The sequence below is a fragment of the Bradyrhizobium sp. USDA 4504 genome, from assembly GCF_054063995.1.
Genome location: NZ_JBSSGV010000001.1, coordinates 4,313,433 through 4,331,911, shown reverse-complemented (window position 1 = coordinate 4,331,911; position 18,479 = coordinate 4,313,433). Strand labels below are relative to the sequence as shown.

Below are 18,479 nucleotides of genomic sequence, written 5' to 3'. Positions count from 1 at the left end.
GGCAAGAAACCTCTGGAAGGATGACGACCATGGCTATCAAAGCTGGCTTTTCTCCGACCACCGACCTGCTGTCGGTGTTCGACGACAATCTCAACAACTCGATCACCGTGAGTCGCTCCGCGGCCGGAACGATCCTCGTGAATGGCGGCGCGGTCCCGGTCACGGGGGGCACCTCGACGGTCGCTAACACCTCCTTGATCCAGGTGTTCGGCACCGGCGGCAACGACACAATCGCGCTGGACGAGGCCAACGGTGCACTCCCGGCAGCTCAGCTGTTCGGCGGCGCCGGCAACGACGTCATCACCGGCGGCTCCGGCAACGATCGGCTGTTCGGCGGCGCGGGCGACGACACCCTGATCGGCAAGGGCGGCAACGACCTGCTGTTCGGCGGCGGAGGCAGCGACACGCTGGTTGGCGGCGCGGGCGACGACCAGATGTTCGGCGGCCCCGGCAACGATCTCATGGTTTGGAATCCGGGCGATGGCACCGACCTGATGGAAGGTGGCGACGGCATCGACACCGCCCAGGTCAACGGCGGCAACGGCGCCGAAAACTTCATCCTCACCGCCAACGGCTCCCGCGTACGATTCGATCGCATCAGCCCGGCGCCGTTCTCGCTCGATATCGGCACCACCGAGAACATCGTGCTCAACATGAATGGCGGCGACGACGTCTTCACCGCCGGAAACGGCCTTTCCAGCTTAATCAAGCTAACCGTAGACGGCGGTGCGGGCAACGACTCCATCACCGGTGGCGACGGCAACGACACGCTGCTCGGCGGTGACGGCAACGACACCATCATCGGCGGCCGCGGCAACGATCAGCTGTTCGGCGGCGCGGGCGACGACACCTTCGTCTGGAATCCGGGTGACGGCAGCGACAAAGTCGACGGCGGTGACGGCAACGACACCCTGGTGTTCAACGGCGCCAATGTGACCGAGAACATGACCGTCTCGGCCAAGGGCAGCGGCGCCACCCTAACCCGCGACGTCGGCACGGTCTCGATGAACCTCGCCGGCATCGAGACCATCGATGTCAATGCGCTAGCTGGTGCGGACACCATCACCGTCAACGACCTGACCGGCACCAGCGTCAGTCAGGTCAACATCGATCTCGGCGGTAATGACGCGCAGCCGGACACGGTTGTGCTCAATGCGACCAACGGTGACGACGCGATCAATGTCACGGAAAGCAACGGCGTCATCACGGTGACGGGACTTGCGACGGACGTGACCATCTCCAATGTCGGCGCCGGCGACCGTCTCGTCATCAACGGCCTCGGCGGCGACGATGTGATCTCGGCTTCCGGACTGCGCAACGGCATCCTGCTCACTGCCAATGGCGGCGGCGGCGACGATGTCCTGATCGGCGGGAACGGCAGCGAGATCCTCAGTGGCGGCGCGGACGATGACATTCTGCTCGGCGGCAGCCCGCAGAATGTCCTCGATGGCGGTGCGGGACACAACGTCGTGATCCCGGGCGCGGCGCCAGGCCTCGCGCATACGGCGGCGGCAAGCGCGAGCCTGCTCGGCCAGTTCATGGCGTCGAGCTTCGTCTCGGCGGGAGCGGATCACGGCGCGATGCCCGTCGCCGAGCCGCCGTTGAGCCAGCAGCCGCAGCTCGCTCAGCCGCACGCCGCCTGAGGCCGACGGCGTCGTCCTGGAGAACAACCATGAGCATCGAAACCAATGGTGCGAGACCGACCGACCCGGGTCTCGAAATCCTCGTAACGCTGCTGCATCTCCAGGGCGTTGCGGCCGATGCCGGACAGATCGGGCATCGGCTGGGAACGGACAGGATCGGCGCAGCGGATATGCTCCGCTGCGCCAGGGATCTCGGCCTCAAGGCCCGTGCCTACCGAACCGATTGGTCACGGCTCGGCAGCACGCCCTTGCCCGCCATCGCGTCCCTGCGCGATGGCGGATTCCTTCTCCTTGCCAAGGCAGATGCGGACCGGGTGCTGGTGCAGTCGCCGCTTGCGCCTCGGCCAGCATTGATGTCACGGGACGAACTCCTCGCCATCTGGGATGGGCAGCTGATCCTGATGACCCGACGTGCCGGATTGTCCGACATGGCGCGGCGATTCGACATCAGCTGGTTCGTCGCCGCGATCCAGAAATACCGGCATCTGCTGGGTGAAGTGCTGGTTGCCTCATTCTTCCTGCAACTGCTCGGCCTGGCTTCGCCGCTGTTCTTCCAGGTGGTCATCGACAAGGTGCTGGTGCATCGATCGCTGAGCACGCTCGATGTCCTCGTGCTCGGGCTGGTGACGATCTCGGCTTTCGAGACCGTGCTGGGAATTCTGAGGACCTATTTGTTCGCGCACACCACCAACCGCATCGACGTCGAACTCGGTGCACGGCTGTTTCGGCAATTGCTGGCTTTGCCGATGGCCTATTTTCAGGCGCGTCGCGTCGGCGATTCGGTGGCCAGAGTACGCGAGCTGGAAAACATCCGGAGCTTCCTCACCAGTTCGGCGCTGACGCTGCTCATCGACCTGTTCTTCACCTTCGTCTTCGTCGGCGTGATGTTCTTCTACTCGCCGCTGCTCAGCTGGATCGTGCTGGGCTCGTTCCCATTCTATATCGCGATCTCCGCCGGAGCGACGCCGCTGTTCCGGCAGCGGCTGGACGAGAAATTCCGCCGCGGCGCCGAGAACCAGGCCTTCCTGGTCGAGAGCGTCACCGGGATCGAGACGGTCAAGGCCATGGCGGTCGAGCCGCAGATGCAGCGGCGCTGGGAAGAGCAGCTGGCGGGCTATGTGGCTGCGAGTTTCCGGGTCCTGAGCCTCGGCAACAGTGTAAGCCAGACGGTGCAGCTCGTCAGCAAACTCGTCACCGCAAGTATCCTCTACTGGGGCGCAAGGCTCGTGATCGACGGCAGCCTTTCCGTGGGCGAGCTGGTCGCCTTCAATATCCTCGCCGGCAGGGTGAGTACGCCGGTGCTGCGTCTTGCGCAGCTCTGGCAGGATTTCCACCAGGCGCGCCTGTCGATCGCACGGCTCGGTGATATTCTTAACACCGCCGCCGAGCCGACCTATTCGGCGGCGCGGGCGCGGCTGCCGGCGATTCGGGGGGACATCAAGTTCGACCACGTCTCGTTCCGCTATCGCGTGGACGGGCAGGAAGTCCTGCGCGACGTCTCGTTCGAGGTGCCGGCAGGCCAGATCGTCGGCGTTGTCGGACCTTCCGGGTCCGGCAAGAGCACGTTCGCCAAGCTGGTCCAGCGGCTTTACGTTCCGGAACGCGGACGCGTGCTGGTCGACGGAATGGATCTCGCGATGGCCGAGCCCACCTGGCTGCGCCGCCAGATCGGCGTCGTGCTGCAGGAAAACATGCTGTTCAACCGCTCGGTGCGCGACAACATAGCGCTTGCCGATCCGGCGATGCCGATGGAGCGCGTGATCGCGGCGGCGCGGCTTGCAGGCGCGCATGAATTCATCCTCGAACTCGCAGAAGGCTATGACACCATGGTGGGCGAACGCGGTTCGACTCTATCCGGCGGCCAGCGCCAGCGGATCGCCATTGCGCGGGCCCTCGTCACCGACCCGCGCATCCTGATCTTCGACGAAGCGACCAGCGCGCTGGACTATGAGAGCGAACGAATCATTCAACAGAACATGAAGGATATCGCCAACGGGCGGACCGTGCTGGTGATCGCGCACCGGCTGTCGACCGTGCGGACGGCGGACCGCATCGTGACACTCGATCGCGGCCGCCTGGTCGAGGATGGCAGCCACGACACATTGATCAAGACCGGCGGCCGCTATGCGTCGCTGCATCGGCTGCAGGGAGGATTCCATGAGGTCGGCTGAACTCGCGGCGCCTAAACCGTCAACGCAACACGTGATCGCGTTCCGCAGTCCGCGAGGGAGGCGCCGCGAAGAGCTGGCGTTTCTTCCCGCCGCGCTTGAAATCGTGGAGACGCCGCCATCGCCGCTCGGTCGCACGATCGGCAGTACGATCGTCGTCTTGTTCTGCCTGGCTCTGGCTTGGGCCTGGTGGGGCACGATCGATATCGTCGCGTCGGCCACGGGAAAAGTCCTTCCCAGCAGTCGCGTCAAGATCATCCAGCCGTTCGAGACCGCCGTCGTGCGCTCCATTCGGGTACAGGACGGCCAGGTGGTCAGGGCCGGCGATGTCCTGATCGAGCTCGATCCGACCGCGAACGAGGCGGAGCGAGATCATCTGCGCAACGACCTCCTTGCCGAGCGGCTCAATATCGCACGTTTGCGCGCGGCGCTTTCGGAGAATCCAGCGGCCGATTTCATGCCGTCGGCCGGCGTAGATCCGGAGCTGATCAACACGCAGCGTCAGCTGCTGCTCAATCAGGTGACGGAGCATCGCGCCAAGATCGCCGCGCTCGCGCGACAGCAAGCTCAGAAGGAAGCCGAACTGGCCACGACAGGGGCGACGATCCACAAGCTGGAGACCATCATTCCGGTCATTCAATCACGCGTCGATATCCGCAAGATGCTTGTGGAGAAGGAACTGGGCTCGAAGCTGACCTATTTCGAGGTGTTCCAGCTCCTGGTCGAGCAGCAGGAGGAACTCGTGGTTCAGACCAGTCGCTTGCACGAGACTGAAGCGGCCATCGCAGCGATTCGCGAGACGCGCAGCCAAGTGGCAGCGGAGTATCGGCACACGATCTCCGACGACCTCGCCAAGGCCGAACAGAAAGCGAGCGGGCTCACCCAGGACCTGATCAAGGCCGAGCAAAGAACGAAGCTGCAGCAGTTGACGGCGCCGGTGGACGGCGTGGTGCAGCAGCTGGCGGTTCACACCGTTGGCGGCGTAGTGACGCCGGCGCAGCAGCTGCTTGTGGTGGTGCCGAGCGAGAGCCGGCTCGAGATCGAGGCCATGGTGTCGAACGGCGATATCGGCTTCATCCATGCGGGACAACAAGCCGAAATCAAGGTCGATACTTTCAATTTCACCCGCTACGGCCTGTTGCATGGCGAGGTGCTGTCGGTGTCACAGGACGCCGTGATCCGCGACCGCCCGCAGGATCGCGCCGGCGATCGGGCGCTGGGTACGGCACGCGAGAGCAGCGAGCCGAAAGGCCAGGAACTGAACTACAGCGCGCGAATCTCGCTCGATTCTACCCAAATGCAGATCGACGACAGAATGGTCAATCTGTCGCCCGGCATGGCCGTCACGGTGGAGATCAAGACGGGATCGCGGACCATCCTGAGCTATCTGTTGTCGCCGCTCCGCCGCTATCGGCAGGAAACTTTGCGGGAGCGCTAGTAGGCAGGGCAATGTTCGCACTGATTTCGGCAAGGCCGTTCAAACGCTGGAATAGCTCGATCTGGTGTTGTCGGCGGCGCTGTTTGGCTAGACCAACCGGCTGATGCACGCGCTCGGCGAACCGCGGGCGTGACGACGGCCTGCTGGAGCATGATGAGGTCGGGTTGAATCGGTCTCTCGACCGCCGCGCTGCACTCCTTGCGAGCGGGAGCCCACCGACTTCGCTATGACCATTCAACCTGATCGCATCGCGCTCTACGCACGCACTCATAAATCCGGGATGTCCGCCCTTGAGGCAGAGCAGACTCGCAGCCCTGACCGAATGGGCTCGTCTTGTGGCCCTGGCCGTGTGAAAACGTCGATGCTTTTCTAAGATTCCCTGGTCATTGTGTGGGGGGAAGCTGATGAGGCGCTTCGTGAAGCAGGCGGATCGTGAACAGTGGACGCTAGCCGACCTTTCTTAGAATGCCCCCAATGTCCGCAGCCGGGAGGGAAGCCGACCAAAGTCGAGCGGGGCGTCGTGGTCGGCTTTTGACCATCCCGGACGTCGGCCCCAACCCGCAAGCGCCAGCGAAACCCTTCATTTGAACATCGGCTATGTCCGACCACTATGCTCCCTTCACCGCACTGGCGAGGTGTGCCTTTATCGGAAACTTTAACCCATCATCGGCGACATGAGACGTCAGCGCGTCTTCTACCTCGCTGACCAAGGCCCTACGGGTTTCATCCGAGACTTTGGCCACATGGCCTGAGAGCGGCGATCCGCGCACATAGTCCTGCACGAACCGCGAAACTGACGGAAAACGAACGGTTCCTGCAGCCGACTCAATCGTTATGTCGCTGAAACCTTCCGCAGCCACAAGCGCGCGTAGCTGTTTGGCATCGGCGAGCGCAAAAGGAGCGCGCATTATGCTCGCCGCCTCAGTGCTGACGTGCCGCGAAAGCGCACCGGCTAAGGCGCTGAACCCAGGACTGTATTGGATGTCCTGCCACACCATAAAGCCGAGGCGGCCGCCAGGTACCAGCACGCGATACATCTCGCGCAGTGCGGCGGGGCGATCTGGAAAGAACTGGAGTCCCAATTGGCAGTACACGACATCGAATGTCCCCGCAGGCAGAGGCATGTTCGTCGCGCTGGCCTCTTGCCACGTGATCGGTGCGCTTGTGGTCGGGCGGGCAGCCGCGATTGAGGCGGCGACCGCCAGCATACCGGGATTCAGGTCGAGACCGGTCACGCTCCCGGCGGGGCCTACTCGCTGCGCGGCGAGCCGCGCCACAACGCCGGTACCGCATGCGACGTCCAATACGCGCTCACCTGCTCGCGGGTCTGCGAGTGCAACTACGAGCGGTGCCCAAGGTGCGAAGACAGCCGGAACAAGGGCGTCCTCGTATGTCTCAGCGGCATTTCCAGCTACTTGCCATTGTCCTTGGTCAACCATGGCCTATCCTTGATAGCCACGTCCCCCGCTCGCTTCCGTGTGAAGCTAGCACATCGAGGGGGGCAGCAGTCGCGGCCCTTTAGCGCACGTGAACATCGCAAAGTGCTCGATCTGAGGCGTGTACTCATAAACGTTGGCTTGCGGTCATAAAGCGGAAGTCGCCCGGTCTGACCGCCAAGGGCGGCTTTTGACCCAGCGGAAACGTCGCAGCTCTTTGCATTTGGTGTTATGATTGGGCACCAACGGCGGTGCAGCATCTGGGTTTCGGGGAGCGGCCATTGGGGCCTAAAAACGAGTCGGGATTTCAACTCAAGCCGTTGGCCAGCGAGCGGGCTCTGGAGCGCGCTGAGCGATTGGCCAATCTTCTGGCCTCCATCGTCGAGTCCAGCGACGATGGAATTGTGAGCAAGAATCTAGATGGCATTATTACGAGTTGGAACAAGGCGGCCGAGCGCATTTTCGGTTACTCGGCCACGGAGGCTATTGGTCAGCCCATTACACTCGTGATTCCGCAAGACCGGCTCAGCGAAGAACGGGAGATTTTAACCCGCATTCGACGAGGTGAGCGCATCGACCATTTCGAGACTGTCCGGCGACGTCGGGATGGTAGCTCAATCATCGTTTCGCTAACTGTTTCTCCTGTCAAAGACGCCCACGGCAACATCGTCGGCGCATCAAAAATTGCTAGAGATATTACCCAGCAGAAGCGAACTCAGGAGCAGATTAGCATTCTGGCTCGCGAGGCGGAGCATCGAAGCAAGAACATCCTTTCTAACGTACAGGCAATTATCAACCTTTCTCAGTCCGACACCTCCGAGGGCCTCAAGGAAGTGATCAGCGGGCGCATCCAAGCGATGGCAAATGTTCACTCGCTGTTTGTTGAAACGCGGTGGATAGGAGCCGAAGTCTCGGCGATCGCCAAGCAGGAGTTTGCCCCTTACCTCGAAGAGAGTCACCAGAAGCGGATTGTGATGGAGGGGCTGCAGACGGTGTTAGAACCCATCGCTGCGCAGGCGATTGCTGTTGTCCTGCATGAGTTAGCAACCAATGCTATCAAGTATGGAGCGCTATCCAACACAAGAGGCCGGATAGAATTGGCCTGGTCGCGCGCCGAGGATGGACAGCTGGTGCTCCGCTGGACCGAACTGGGCGGACCGAGGGTAAAGGCGCCCCAACGTAAGGGTTTTGGTAGTCGGCTCATCGAAGGGACGATCAATCCACTTGGCGGGAAGGTGCTGTTTGACTGGCGCGCGGAAGGGCTGGTTTGCGAAATCGCCGTTCCGACGTGAGATGCCAATCGAGCTTCGCTGCTCTCGCCGCTACAACTTTTGCTTATGGCCGATTCTGTTGAAAATGGCGGCTGTTGCGACGCAGAGGTATCAGTGATTCAGTCTGTCTAATTGGCAGGACTGAAGATCATGATGGGACATCGGCAACTCGACCAGGCTGCGTTGTTCTATGAGTTCTCGCTCGAAAGGCATATCCTCGCCGACCACTTGCTCCGGTCGATCGACAGGTTTGTCAACCTTGAACGGGTCAGGCAGGAGCTGGCGCCTTTCTACAGCAGCATCGGCCGACCTTCGATCGATCCCGAGCTGATGATCCGGATACTCTTGATCGGTTACTGCTTCGGGATCCGATCGGAGCGGCGGCTGTGCGATGAGGTCCACCTCAATCTGGCCTATCGGTGGTTCTGCCGGCTCGGTCTGGATGGGGCGGTGCCGGATCACTCGACATTCTCCAAGAACAGGCATGGCCGCTTCCGGGAGAGCGACCTCTTCCGTCACGTGTTCGAGAGCGTCTTGTGCCGCTGCATCGAGGAGCGACTGGTCGGCGGTGAAGGATTTGCAGTTGATGCGAGCCTGATCAAGGCCGATGCCAATCGGCAGAAGGGGATCGAAGGCGATAAGGGACTTCTGCCGCATGCTGCCGGTCGAGCAATCGATGAGCGTCTGGCTATGCAGCTTTCGGAGCCGCGACCGAGGTCACCCCGAAGTTCATATCGCTCTCCGATCCGGCGGCGCGCTGGACGGGGCGCACGGCGGCCAAGCGTTTTTCTCCTATTCGACGAACTACCTGGTCGACATCGAGAACGCGATCATCGTCGATGTTGAGGCAACGACGGCAATCCGGCAGGCGGAGATATTGACCGCTAAGCGCATGATTGAGCGCTCGCTGGAGCGCTTTGATCTCTATCCGAGCCGGCTCCTCGGCGACAGCGGCTATGGCTCGGCCGAGATGCTCGCCTGGCTAGTCTATGAGCACGGCATCAAGCCGCACGTTACAGTCTTCGACAAGTCGGCCCCGCACAGACGGGATCTTCTCGCGCGAAGACTTCACCTATGACCATGCTGGGGACATCTATCGTTGCCCTGGTGGCAAAGTTCTTACCACGACGGGAACGTTGGTGAATGATGGTGCCACCATGCTTTACCTCGCCAGCAAGCGCGATTGTGATCGATGCGCATTGAAGGCTCGGTGTTGCCCCAAACAGGCTTCACGGAGAGTGCCGCGCTCAATCTATGAGGGCGCTCGCGACATGGCGCGCCAGATCGCGAGATCGTGGGAGGGAGGCACCTCGCGCCGGCTCCGCAAGAAAATCGAGACGTTGTTCGCGCACCTCAAGCGCATTCTCAAGCTCGACCGTTTGCGTTTGCGAGGTCCAAACGGCGCGCGCGACGAGTTCATCCTCGCAGCCACCGCCCACAAACCTTCGAAAGATGGCCAAGCTGATCCCGATGCCCACCCGGAGGCTCGCATAGGGTCGGTAGAGCAGTTCGGCCACGTCGCGGCGGAGCTACTAAAACGAAATACTGCCAGCCTTTTTCAACGGAATCGACCATATGCAGACATTCGTCACCCCGGCCCGCGGCCTCTCGGCTTGGGCTCGGCCAACGGTGCGACCTCGACCGTGACGCTCTCTGTGGCGCGCTCTCGCTCAATAGTCAGCCGCACTTGCTGACCGACCGCGCTCAGCCCGATGAGGTTGCGCATTTGCGTGGCGCTGCGGATCGGGATTTCGTTGGCCTTCAGAATGATGTCGCCTCGGCGAAGGCCCGCGCGCTCTGCGGGCGAGCCGGGGCTGACCTCCTTGACACGGGCACCCTGCGTCACACCCGCAGCGGGCGCCTCGAGATCCTCCAGCGCAACGCCGATGCGGCCACGCTCGACCCGCCCTGTCTGCGCGAGCTGCTCCATCACCTTGCGGGCCATGCTGATGGGTACCGCAAAGCCAATTCCCACATTGCCGCCTCCCGGAGAGATGATCGCCGTGTTGATGCCAACGAGTTCGCCGCGCAGATTGATCAAGCCGCCACCGGAGTTGCCGGGGTTGATCGCAGCATCAGTCTGGATGAAGTCTTCATAGCCGTGCTTACCAAGGCCGGTGCGCCCGAGCGCGCTGACAAGGCCTGACGTGACGGTCTGGCCCAGGCCGAAGGGATTGCCCACCGCAATGACGAAGTCGCCGACCTGAAGCGCGTCGCTGTCGCCCAGCGCGATGGCTTTCAATCCGACGGGCCCCTTGACCTGTAGTAGCGCGATATCGGTCGGCGCATCGCGGCCGACCACGCGACCGGCAAACTTTCGGCCATCCTTGGTTCTGATTTGCACCGCGGTCGCGTTGGCAACAACGTGGTTTGCCGTCAATACATAGCCGCGCTGGGCGTCGACAATCACGCCCGATCCGGTGGCGTTGATTTCCTTCTCCAGCTGCTTCGGAACGTCGAAGAACTCCCGGAAAAACGGATCCTGGTACAGCGGATTGTCCTCGCGCACGCGTCCCTGCACCGAGATGTTGACGACGCTCGGCGTCACCTCCTTGACCAACGGCGCAAGGGTTGGCACGCGGCCGGTGTTAACGTCTGGAATTTGGGCGAGAACTGGCGGTCCGGAAAGAGTTAATGCCAGCGTCGAGCCGAGCCCGAGTCGCGCAAGCCCACGCAAGTATCGCATCATTTCTCTCCGGTAGCACACGCGTTTATCGCCCCGTCCTCCGGGGCGGTGGCGGCGATTAACTGGTTGGCTCAAGTCGACTGTTCAAGAGCCCTCAGTGCATCGTTCGGATGAGCCGCCAAAATTTTCTTAGAAGCTCTTGAACGGATTTTGTCCGTTACCTAAGTCGCTTCCGCCCGGGGGCCGGTTTCCGGACCCGGATTTTTGACATCGCTGACCTAATCAGGAGGATGTGCATGCATTTCCGTCCATTGCACGACCGCGTGCTCGTGCGCCGCATTGATGCCGAAGAAAAGACCGCTGGCGGCATCATCATTCCCGACACCGCAAAGGAGAAACCGCAGGAAGGCGAAATCGTCGCCGCGGGCCCTGGCGGTCGGAATGAGCAAGGACAATTGGTGCCGCTCGACGTTGGTCCCGGCGACCGCGTGCTTTTCGGCAAGTGGTCTGGCACCGAAGTGAAAATCGACGGCCAGGACTACCTCATCATGAAGGAAAGCGATCTTCTGGGCGTGGTCGACAAAGCCGGCTCGCTCAAGAAGGCCGCTTGAGCAAGCTGGAAGCTGACAGTCATTCGAGAAAGGAGCAGATAATATGGCTGCCAAAGACGTGAAATTCTCAACTGAGGCCCGCGAGCGGATGCTGCGCGGCGTCGATACGCTCGCCAATGCGGTCAAGGTGACGCTTGGTCCCAAGGGACGCAACGTCGTCATCGAAAAATCCTTCGGCGCCCCGCGCATCACCAAGGATGGCGTCACTGTTGCCAAGGAAATCGAGCTCGAAGACAAGTTCGAGAACATGGGCGCACAGATGGTGCGCGAAGTCGCCTCGAAGACAAACGACCTCGCCGGTGACGGTACCACGACGGCGACCGTGCTAGCCCAAGCCATCGTCAAGGAAGGCGCAAAATCGGTCGCCGCCGGCATGAACCCGATGGACCTCAAGCGCGGTATCGATCTAGCGGTTGAAGTCATCGTCAAGGACCTGCAGGTGCATGCCAAGAAGGTCACCTCCAACGAGGAAATCGCGCAGATCGGCACCATTTCCGCCAACGGCGACACCGAGATCGGCCGTTTCCTTGCCGATGCCATGCAGAAGGTCGGCAATGAGGGCGTGATCACCGTGGAGGAAGCAAAGAGCCTCGATACCGAGCTCGAAGTAGTCGAAGGCATGCAGTTCGATCGCGGTTATGTCTCGCCTTACTTCGTGACCAACGCAGAGAAGATGCGGGTCGAGCTCGAGGATCCCTACATCTTGATCCACGAGAAAAAGCTCTCCGGGCTCCAGACCATGCTGCCGCTGCTGGAGGCGGTGGTGCAGTCGGGCAAGCCACTGCTCATCGTCGCCGAGGACGTCGAGGGCGAAGCACTCGCGACTCTTGTCGTCAATCGGCTCCGCGGTGGCTTGAAAGTGGCAGCCGTCAAGGCGCCCGGGTTCGGCGACCGCCGCAAGGCCATGCTCGAGGACATTGCGATCCTCAGCGGCGGAACGGCGATATCGGAGGATCTCGGAATCAAGCTCGAGAACGTAACCCTCAACATGCTCGGGCGCGCCACGAAGGTCGTCATCGACAAGGAGAACACGACCATCGTCAACGGCGCAGGCGCCAAGAAGGACATCGAGGCCCGCGTCACCCAGATCAAGGCGCAGATCGAGGAGACTACCTCCGACTACGATCGCGAGAAACTCCAGGAGCGTTTGGCGAAACTCGCTGGCGGCGTCGCCGTGATCCGCGTCGGCGGTGCCACCGAGGTCGAAGTCAAGGAGAAAAAGGATCGCGTCGACGATGCAATGCACGCAACGCGCGCCGCGGTCGAGGAGGGTATCCTGCCCGGAGGCGGCGTGGCGCTCCTGCGCGCGTTGAAGGCGCTCGATGGTCTCAAAGCTTCTAATGCAGATCAGAAGGCCGGCATCGATATCGTGCGTCGCGCCATCCAGGTTCCTGCCCGGCAGATCGTCCAGAACGCCGGTGAAGACGGCTCGCTCGTCGTCGGCAAGCTGCTCGAGAACGCCGACTACAATTGGGGCTTCAACGCAGCCACGGGAGAGTACCAGGACATGGTCAAAGCGGGCGTGATCGATCCTGCCAAGGTCGTCCGCACCGCGCTGCAGGACGCGGCTTCAGTCGCCGCCTTGCTCATCACGACGGAGGCCCTGGTGGCCGACAAGCCGAAGAAGGCGGAGACGGCGCCTGCCGCGCCGTCCATGGACTTCTGATCAACCCTGAGCCCGGTCGGCGACGGCCGGGCTCATCCGATCCACCACGAGAAAGCAACGGTAGCACCAAGGAGCTTCAGATGAGCAGGCGCATGCAATCTCCACCACCCAAAGGCGGGGCGGCTGTAACGCATTGGCTCGTGTTCGCCCTCAGCCTTCTCACCATCGCTTGGATCGGCTTGCCGAAATTAGGAGGATGAGATGACAGGAAATGATACCCTTTCCGCTCGTGCTGAGACTTCAGCCCGCCGGGCCCGAATGATGATTGCGGGCGCGTTCGCTTATGCGGCAATGCTGCTCCCGGCGGGTGCCTGGGGCCTGGACGGTCCCCCAAGGCAGATCCCCGAGCGCGCGAACCACCTTCTGCCGCTTCCGCCCATCCCCTATCTGGATTCGATGCAGTGGATGAGCTGCAAACGGAGCCCGCCGCTGTTCAAGATGGACACGCTGCTGTTGCCAGACAGCAATGAACCCAACGTCCTTCGTCTTCCGTCCGACCTGGAAGGGACTGCACCCCAAGTGAGCTAATGCTCCACGCGCGGCCCGTCCATGGGTCACGCAGCTTCCCTGGCGCTCGAGGACGGCGAACCTGCGCCTCAACCGCGCTGTCCGAATTGCGGGCCCGGGTGCATAACTCGCTTGTTAACGAAACGGACGTCAGGTCAGGTTACTGGGGACCAAAAGCCCTAAAAAATTTTTGGCCCCCTCTTGAAACCAAAAACGACTTTGCTAATTTTTTTGTCGCCACCGAACGGTGGTGTCCGGGCGCCTCAGGGGTCCGGCCGTTGAGACGGGCACCGGTCGTGTCCGGTGCCGCTCGTAACCATCTTGCTCTTTGGAGGATTTGGCTATGCGCACTTATGATTTCTCGCCCCTGTGGCGTTCGACCATTGGCTTCGATCGCCTTTTTGACCTCGCCGAAATGGCCCAGCGGGCCGGCGAGGACAACTATCCGCCCTACAATATCGAACGGCTGTCTGAGGACCGCTACCAGATTTCGTTGGCGGTTGCAGGTTTTGCGCCCAACGAGATCGCGATCACGGCCGAACAGAACGTGATCACCATTGAGGGCAGCAAGTCGGAGAAGGCTGAGCGCGATTTTCTCTATCGCGGCATCTCCACCCGCAGCTTCAAGCGGCAGTTCAACCTGGCGGATTACGTTCAGGTCAAGAGCGCCGCATTCGACAACGGCTTACTCAAGATCGAGCTGGTCCGGGAAATTCCGGAAGCCATGAAGCCGCGCCGTATCGCAATCAACGGCGTATCGGCCGACAATGTCCAGAAATTGGAAGCCAAGGCAGCCTAAGCAGGCTCCGACCGGCGCCGCGCGAGGCTTCGCGCGGCTGCCGCTCGTCGTCAATGCAAAGGAGGATACCATGCGGCCGACGACCGCTGACGACAACGTGTTTGACTTCAACGCGCTCCTGCATCCCGGCACCGCTTTCGAACATCCCAGGGATGTCGTGTGCCACGCCGGCCTGACGACGGCCGAGAAGCGGGCAATTCTGGCATCCTGGGCGTCCGACGCATCGGCGATAACATCATGCCCGTCGGTCCGCTCGCCCGCCGGACTGAAGAAGCCCGTATCGATCGACGAAATCCTCGAGGCCCTGTGCGAACTCGACGGCGGACCCCGGAATCCTCCGGGTGGAAAGCCTTGTCGGTTGCGCTCAACCGAGCGTGCCTTGGCCGCCTGAGCCGGAAGGGGACGAATGATGATCGAGGGAAATCTTGAACGCCTGCGTGCCCATTGCGCCAATATTCGGCGCTACCGCAGGCTCCTCGAGACGCGGCTGTCGGACCTGGAGCGAGCGTATATCGCACGCCGGATGAGCGAAGAGCAGCGTTCCGTGGAGGCTCTTTTGCACGAGACGTTTCCCGATCGCCTCTCGCTGCAGACGGATCGCCGACGAACAACGAACCTGGAGATGGCCGGGCTGCTGCATCCAGCCGAGGCGTTCGCTCATCCAATGGACGTTGTCGAAGATTTCGACCTCACATCGTACGAGAAACGGGCCATTCTATCGCTTTGGGCCGCGGATGCTTGCGCCGTGAAAGACGATCCAGAATTGAACCAGACAATCGATGGAGCCGTGAGCTTCGACGACATCGTGGATGCCCTGTGCCTTCTGGAGTCCGATTCGGATCGAAGGACCGATGGTTCCAACCGAAAAGGCCGACGTTTTGGCAGCCATGAGGCGGACGATAGTCCCGCCCTGTAGACCGATGCTTTTGTTGCTCTGCCGCGACTCTGACGAGCGCGGCAGAGGCGGGAATTTGTTGAGCGCTGCGAGGGGGAAATGTCTCAAACTGTCTCTCAGAAATTGCCGTCGCTCGGCACCGGGCTGACGAAGTATTTAACGGAAATTAGACAATTTCCGATTCTCACTCAGGAGGAAGAGACCACCCTTGGTCGGCGATGGCGAAACCACGGCGATCGTGAAGCGGCTTATCGCCTGGTGACAAGCCACCTGCGGCTGGTTGCGAAAATCGCCATGCGATATCGAGGTTATGGCCTACCCATTGCCGATATCATTTCCGAGGGCAATGTCGGCCTGATGCAGGCCGTGCGGCGATTCGATCCGGAGCGGGGCATCCGCCTTTCCACCTATGCCATGTGGTGGATCAAGGCAACGATCCAGGATTTTGTTCTTCGCTCCTGGTCGCTGGTGAAGATCACGGCGGACGCTGCCCAGAAGAAGTTATTCTTCAAACTGAGGCAATCGAAGAGTGCGATCGCCGCCTTGGAGGACGGGGATCTGAGGCCAGAACAGGTCAAGACGATCGCCACTCACCTCAAGGTACCCGAACGTGAAGTCGTGAATATGGACCGTCGCCTGCGTGGCGACCTGTCCCTGAATTTACGACACAACGATGCCGGCGACGTCGGCGATGCCCTCGAACGACTGGTAGATCCGTCGCCTACTCATGACGTGACGTTGGCCGAGCACCAGGAACTGGCTCAACGGCGCCAAGCATTGACAGCAGCCATTGAGAAGCTAAGCCCCCGTGAAAGGCATATCTTCACAGCACGCTATTTGAGTGAAGATCCCCCGAAGCTCGAAGCGCTCGCCTTGGAGTACGAAATATCGCGCGAGCGTGTCCGCCAAATCGAGCAACGGTCATTTGAAAAGGTACAGTCCGCGATGCTGGCAGGAGGAGCCTGTCTGAAAAGTCCAGACAACATTCGAAGGAACGGTAAGCACACTTTCGGCTCAGGCGCTTGACTGTACGATGCTAACGCCATTCATTCTTTGTCTGATGGCGCGAACAGCATGGCCGCGGCAGGAGCCAACTGCGCGGCACGACATATCTCCGCATTTGAAACTGCTCGCCTGCGTTCAACGTCATCAACTACAAAGGCATCAGAAGACGCGTGTGCTGACGCCAGCTCGTTCGCCGAAGACACGGAGATTCGCGACGCCGCCTGAAGCGCTCCCACGCATTTCAAAAATAGGGATTCGGGGCGCACCGTGGTGGGGCTCCCTCTTCTAGGTGCTTGGTAAGCGCCCGACGCAGAAATTTCTGCATCGAACCCAGAATTTTTCTTAGACCCCTCTTGAAGCCCAACTCGTTTTTTCTAACCAAGGTCCCAGCCGTGGCCCGTGGTCCCGCCTGATAGACGCCGATAGTGTGAGAAACAGCGGTACTGACAAAGGTCTTGCCGGACGCAGCAACAATGCTCAGTCGTCGCTCGGAAAATTCAACTCATCCCTCAAGCAGAGAGAGCATGAGCAGTGCTCTGAAGCCGTAGATTGCTAAATCGTTTGGATCATACCAAGCCGTTTCCGCAAACCGGCGCAAACTACGCGGTCCCTGATATTCGGAGTTGGCGGAGAAGCATCAGGGACTTGCGCTCCGCGCTGGCGTATTCCCTAAGTCGTGAATAGCGGAAATGGTCCAGCCCGACACCACTGTTGGTCGGCTGCGCTCCGCGGCAACATTAGCTTTGAGATGGGATATGATCGGTGGGCGAAGTCGTGCGCCCCCAATGCGCTGTAATATTCCTGCTGAAAATTAGAAAAAAGCGGCCCGGCCTTGGGGTAGCTCTGGGGTGGGCCGGGCCGTCAGGACATGCCGAAGTGTGAGTTTCCGGCCGCGCCATGAGCGGCTCCGATTCGGGCAGCAAGAGGGCGCGCAATTCGATGTCGAGGGGCGATCATTTTGCCAACTCTGCCAGATTTAGTATTTCGGCGACGATTTTACGCCGCTCCGATGTGTCGTTTGATCGATTGAACTTATCTTCCAGCACTTGGAAGGTTGTTCTGATCAGCGTGTCATCGAGCACGACCGGCAATTTATCCACGGCATCAAATCCGGCAGCAGCTGCCTCCTCAAACCCAGCCACGAATGCCTTCTTAAAGGCCTCGCGATCGTGCAGAAGATGCACGATCTTCGGCTCAATGGACGCGCTGAAGGCATGTCCGAAAACAAGAAACATACTCATGCCGCCACCGCCGTTTCAGCCTCGAGCGACGCAAAGAACACGCGGGGAATTCCAGTGAATGGTACGACAACTGATCCTGGCATTACGAAGGTGCGATCTCGACCTTGGGGATAGGGGTCAACCAGGCCGAGATCGCGCTGCCTCGCCGCTGCTGACATCGCGATCATTGTTCGCCTTCATGGCCGCGTTCTGGCCGGATGGTGGCGCGATCTTGGTTGTCCGCGATGTTCACCGTGTCGGCATTGTCGTCGGGAGCCTCGCGGCGATCCGCCATCGCCTCGACGGCTTCGATCACATGCCGTCTTACTACCCGGTCCCGGATCGAGCGAAAGGCTCTGCCGCTTGACGTAGGGCTTCACATAGGCCTGAGCCATCAACCGCACCGCATGCCCCATCGTCCGCAGCTCGCGTGACCAATGATGCAATGATGCGCAAGCCTCGATCCCCACCAGGCGTGGCGGCAGCTTCTGGAAAAATGCCAGGACGTGCCGGCGCTTCAACTGTCGGCGTATGACCACCTGGCCGGCTGCATCAACGCCGTGCACTTGGAAGACCGACTTCGCGATATCCAGACCGATCGTCGAAATTGACTGCATAGGCTGCTAGTCCGAATCGTGGGAACCTCAAACGGCGCCCACTCCTTGGCACTCTCGTGCCTGTGGAGGAGTCGTCCAGCGTTAGGAGCTGACCTTCCGGCCCAGCTTCCAGAGCACTTCTTGCATGATCATCGCGCCGGCTTGTCCGCACGCTCTTGGCAGCATCCCCGCCGTGTCCACACGTAAAGGGCGATATTGTCAGTCCTATCAAAATAGGTGTGCGGGATGCGCGTTACCCCATAGGTGGTACTGCTTCTTCACCCTTTACCTTGAATTTTCTCACTCCTTTACTGGCAAAGTTCCATTGGGAGGCATGGCCTCGAAATTTGTTGGACGGTGTTTGCTTCTCCACTTGCGTTCGCAGCAATTTGCAGCAGATCGAGGGAGAATAGCGTGCAAAAACATCTGATCATTCGATTGCAGGTACTTCTCTCCGCGTCTGATCATTCAGGCAGCGTTGGAGGGGCGTGCGCGAAGTAACGACAGGCTTCCGCTGCGTCCCATCTTAATGGACTTCCAGAAACTGACGTCCCCTCCCGGCGAGCGCCACAGATCGCCGAAGAGCTGACGCTTGGAT

15 protein-coding genes and 2 pseudogenes are annotated in these 18,479 nt (G+C 60.8%); 12 read left to right on the top strand and 5 right to left on the bottom strand.

Features of this window, described 5'->3' with window-relative positions; translation table 11 throughout:
• The first annotated feature begins 29 nt into the window (after positions 1-29).
• Genes ACVMB1_RS20300 through ACVMB1_RS20290 form a run of 3 tightly spaced genes read left to right on the top strand, consistent with a single transcriptional unit; the run spans position 30 to position 5,249 of the window.
• Positions 30-1,643 carry a calcium-binding protein gene (locus tag ACVMB1_RS20300; RefSeq protein ID WP_456849146.1) on the top strand — a complete coding sequence of 538 codons (1,614 nt, stop codon included), beginning with the start codon at positions 30-32 and terminating at the stop codon, positions 1,641-1,643.
• 29 nt (positions 1,644-1,672) lie between these two features.
• Entirely contained in the window at positions 1,673-3,814 is a 2,142-nt protein-coding gene (locus tag ACVMB1_RS20295) for a type I secretion system permease/ATPase (RefSeq protein WP_456849144.1), read from the top strand.
• Positions 3,801-5,249 carry an HlyD family type I secretion periplasmic adaptor subunit gene (locus tag ACVMB1_RS20290; protein ID WP_076828154.1) on the top strand — a complete coding sequence of 483 codons (1,449 nt, stop codon included), beginning with the start codon at positions 3,801-3,803 and terminating at the stop codon, positions 5,247-5,249. Before ACVMB1_RS20295 ends, ACVMB1_RS20290 begins: the two co-directional genes overlap by 14 nt.
• Positions 5,250-5,857: 608 nt before the next feature.
• On the opposite strand, the gene ACVMB1_RS20285 is transcribed toward ACVMB1_RS20290, so the two are convergent.
• The gene (locus ACVMB1_RS20285) at positions 5,858-6,688 is read right to left on the bottom strand and encodes a methyltransferase domain-containing protein (protein ID WP_456849142.1); all 831 of its coding nucleotides are present in this window, start codon (positions 6,686-6,688) and stop codon (positions 5,858-5,860) included.
• 353 nt (positions 6,689-7,041) lie between these two features.
• Between ACVMB1_RS20285 and ACVMB1_RS20280 the strand changes: the two genes are divergently transcribed.
• Both ACVMB1_RS20280 and ACVMB1_RS20275 read left to right on the top strand, forming a co-directional pair.
• On the top strand, positions 7,042-7,977 hold the full coding sequence (locus ACVMB1_RS20280) for a PAS domain S-box protein (protein WP_233475395.1): 936 nt from the start codon (positions 7,042-7,044) through the stop codon (positions 7,975-7,977).
• Positions 7,978-8,106: 129 nt separating this feature from the next.
• Positions 8,107-9,450, top strand: a pseudogene (locus tag ACVMB1_RS20275) (transposase).
• 94 nt (positions 9,451-9,544) lie between these two features.
• Here ACVMB1_RS20275 and ACVMB1_RS20270 read toward each other — a convergent pair.
• Positions 9,545-10,642, bottom strand: a complete 1,098-nt coding sequence (locus ACVMB1_RS20270; RefSeq protein WP_253639340.1) for a trypsin-like peptidase domain-containing protein — start codon at positions 10,640-10,642, stop codon at positions 9,545-9,547.
• Positions 10,643-10,878: 236 nt separating this feature from the next.
• Here ACVMB1_RS20270 and groES point away from each other — a divergent pair, with 236 nt between their 5' ends.
• The 7 genes from groES (at position 10,879) to rpoH (ending at position 16,086) form a co-directional block, all read left to right on the top strand.
• Positions 10,879-11,193, top strand: coding sequence for a co-chaperone GroES (gene groES / locus ACVMB1_RS20265; RefSeq protein ID WP_076828150.1), 315 nt, complete (start codon positions 10,879-10,881; stop codon positions 11,191-11,193).
• A gap of 43 nt (positions 11,194-11,236) precedes the next feature.
• Entirely contained in the window at positions 11,237-12,859 is a 1,623-nt protein-coding gene (gene groL / locus ACVMB1_RS20260) for a chaperonin GroEL (RefSeq protein ID WP_057018175.1), read from the top strand.
• Between the two features lie 201 nt (positions 12,860-13,060).
• Complete coding sequence (locus tag ACVMB1_RS20255; protein ID WP_456849140.1) at positions 13,061-13,387, top strand: hypothetical protein; 327 nt, start codon at positions 13,061-13,063, stop codon at positions 13,385-13,387.
• Between the two features lie 322 nt (positions 13,388-13,709).
• Complete coding sequence (hspD, locus tag ACVMB1_RS20250; RefSeq protein ID WP_018272795.1) at positions 13,710-14,165, top strand: small heat shock protein HspD; 456 nt, start codon at positions 13,710-13,712, stop codon at positions 14,163-14,165.
• A gap of 70 nt (positions 14,166-14,235) precedes the next feature.
• On the top strand, positions 14,236-14,556 hold the full coding sequence (locus tag ACVMB1_RS20245) for a hypothetical protein (protein ID WP_456849138.1): 321 nt from the start codon (positions 14,236-14,238) through the stop codon (positions 14,554-14,556).
• Between the two features lie 15 nt (positions 14,557-14,571).
• Complete coding sequence (locus tag ACVMB1_RS20240) at positions 14,572-15,081, top strand: hypothetical protein (protein WP_200844541.1); 510 nt, start codon at positions 14,572-14,574, stop codon at positions 15,079-15,081.
• A gap of 78 nt (positions 15,082-15,159) precedes the next feature.
• On the top strand, positions 15,160-16,086 hold the full coding sequence (gene rpoH, locus ACVMB1_RS20235; protein ID WP_076828143.1) for an RNA polymerase sigma factor RpoH: 927 nt from the start codon (positions 15,160-15,162) through the stop codon (positions 16,084-16,086).
• A gap of 932 nt (positions 16,087-17,018) precedes the next feature.
• Here the strand turns inward: rpoH and ACVMB1_RS20230 are convergent.
• The 3 genes and pseudogenes from ACVMB1_RS20230 to ACVMB1_RS20220 all read right to left on the bottom strand — a co-directional run.
• Positions 17,019-17,306 carry a hypothetical protein gene (locus tag ACVMB1_RS20230; RefSeq protein ID WP_141341754.1) on the bottom strand — a complete coding sequence of 96 codons (288 nt, stop codon included), beginning with the start codon at positions 17,304-17,306 and terminating at the stop codon, positions 17,019-17,021.
• 163 nt (positions 17,307-17,469) lie between these two features.
• Positions 17,470-17,601, bottom strand: a complete 132-nt coding sequence (locus ACVMB1_RS20225) for a hypothetical protein (RefSeq protein WP_256528152.1) — start codon at positions 17,599-17,601, stop codon at positions 17,470-17,472.
• A gap of 43 nt (positions 17,602-17,644) precedes the next feature.
• Positions 17,645-17,902, bottom strand: a pseudogene (locus ACVMB1_RS20220) (IS110 family transposase); the annotation flags it as partial.
• Positions 17,903-18,479 lie beyond the last annotated feature (577 nt).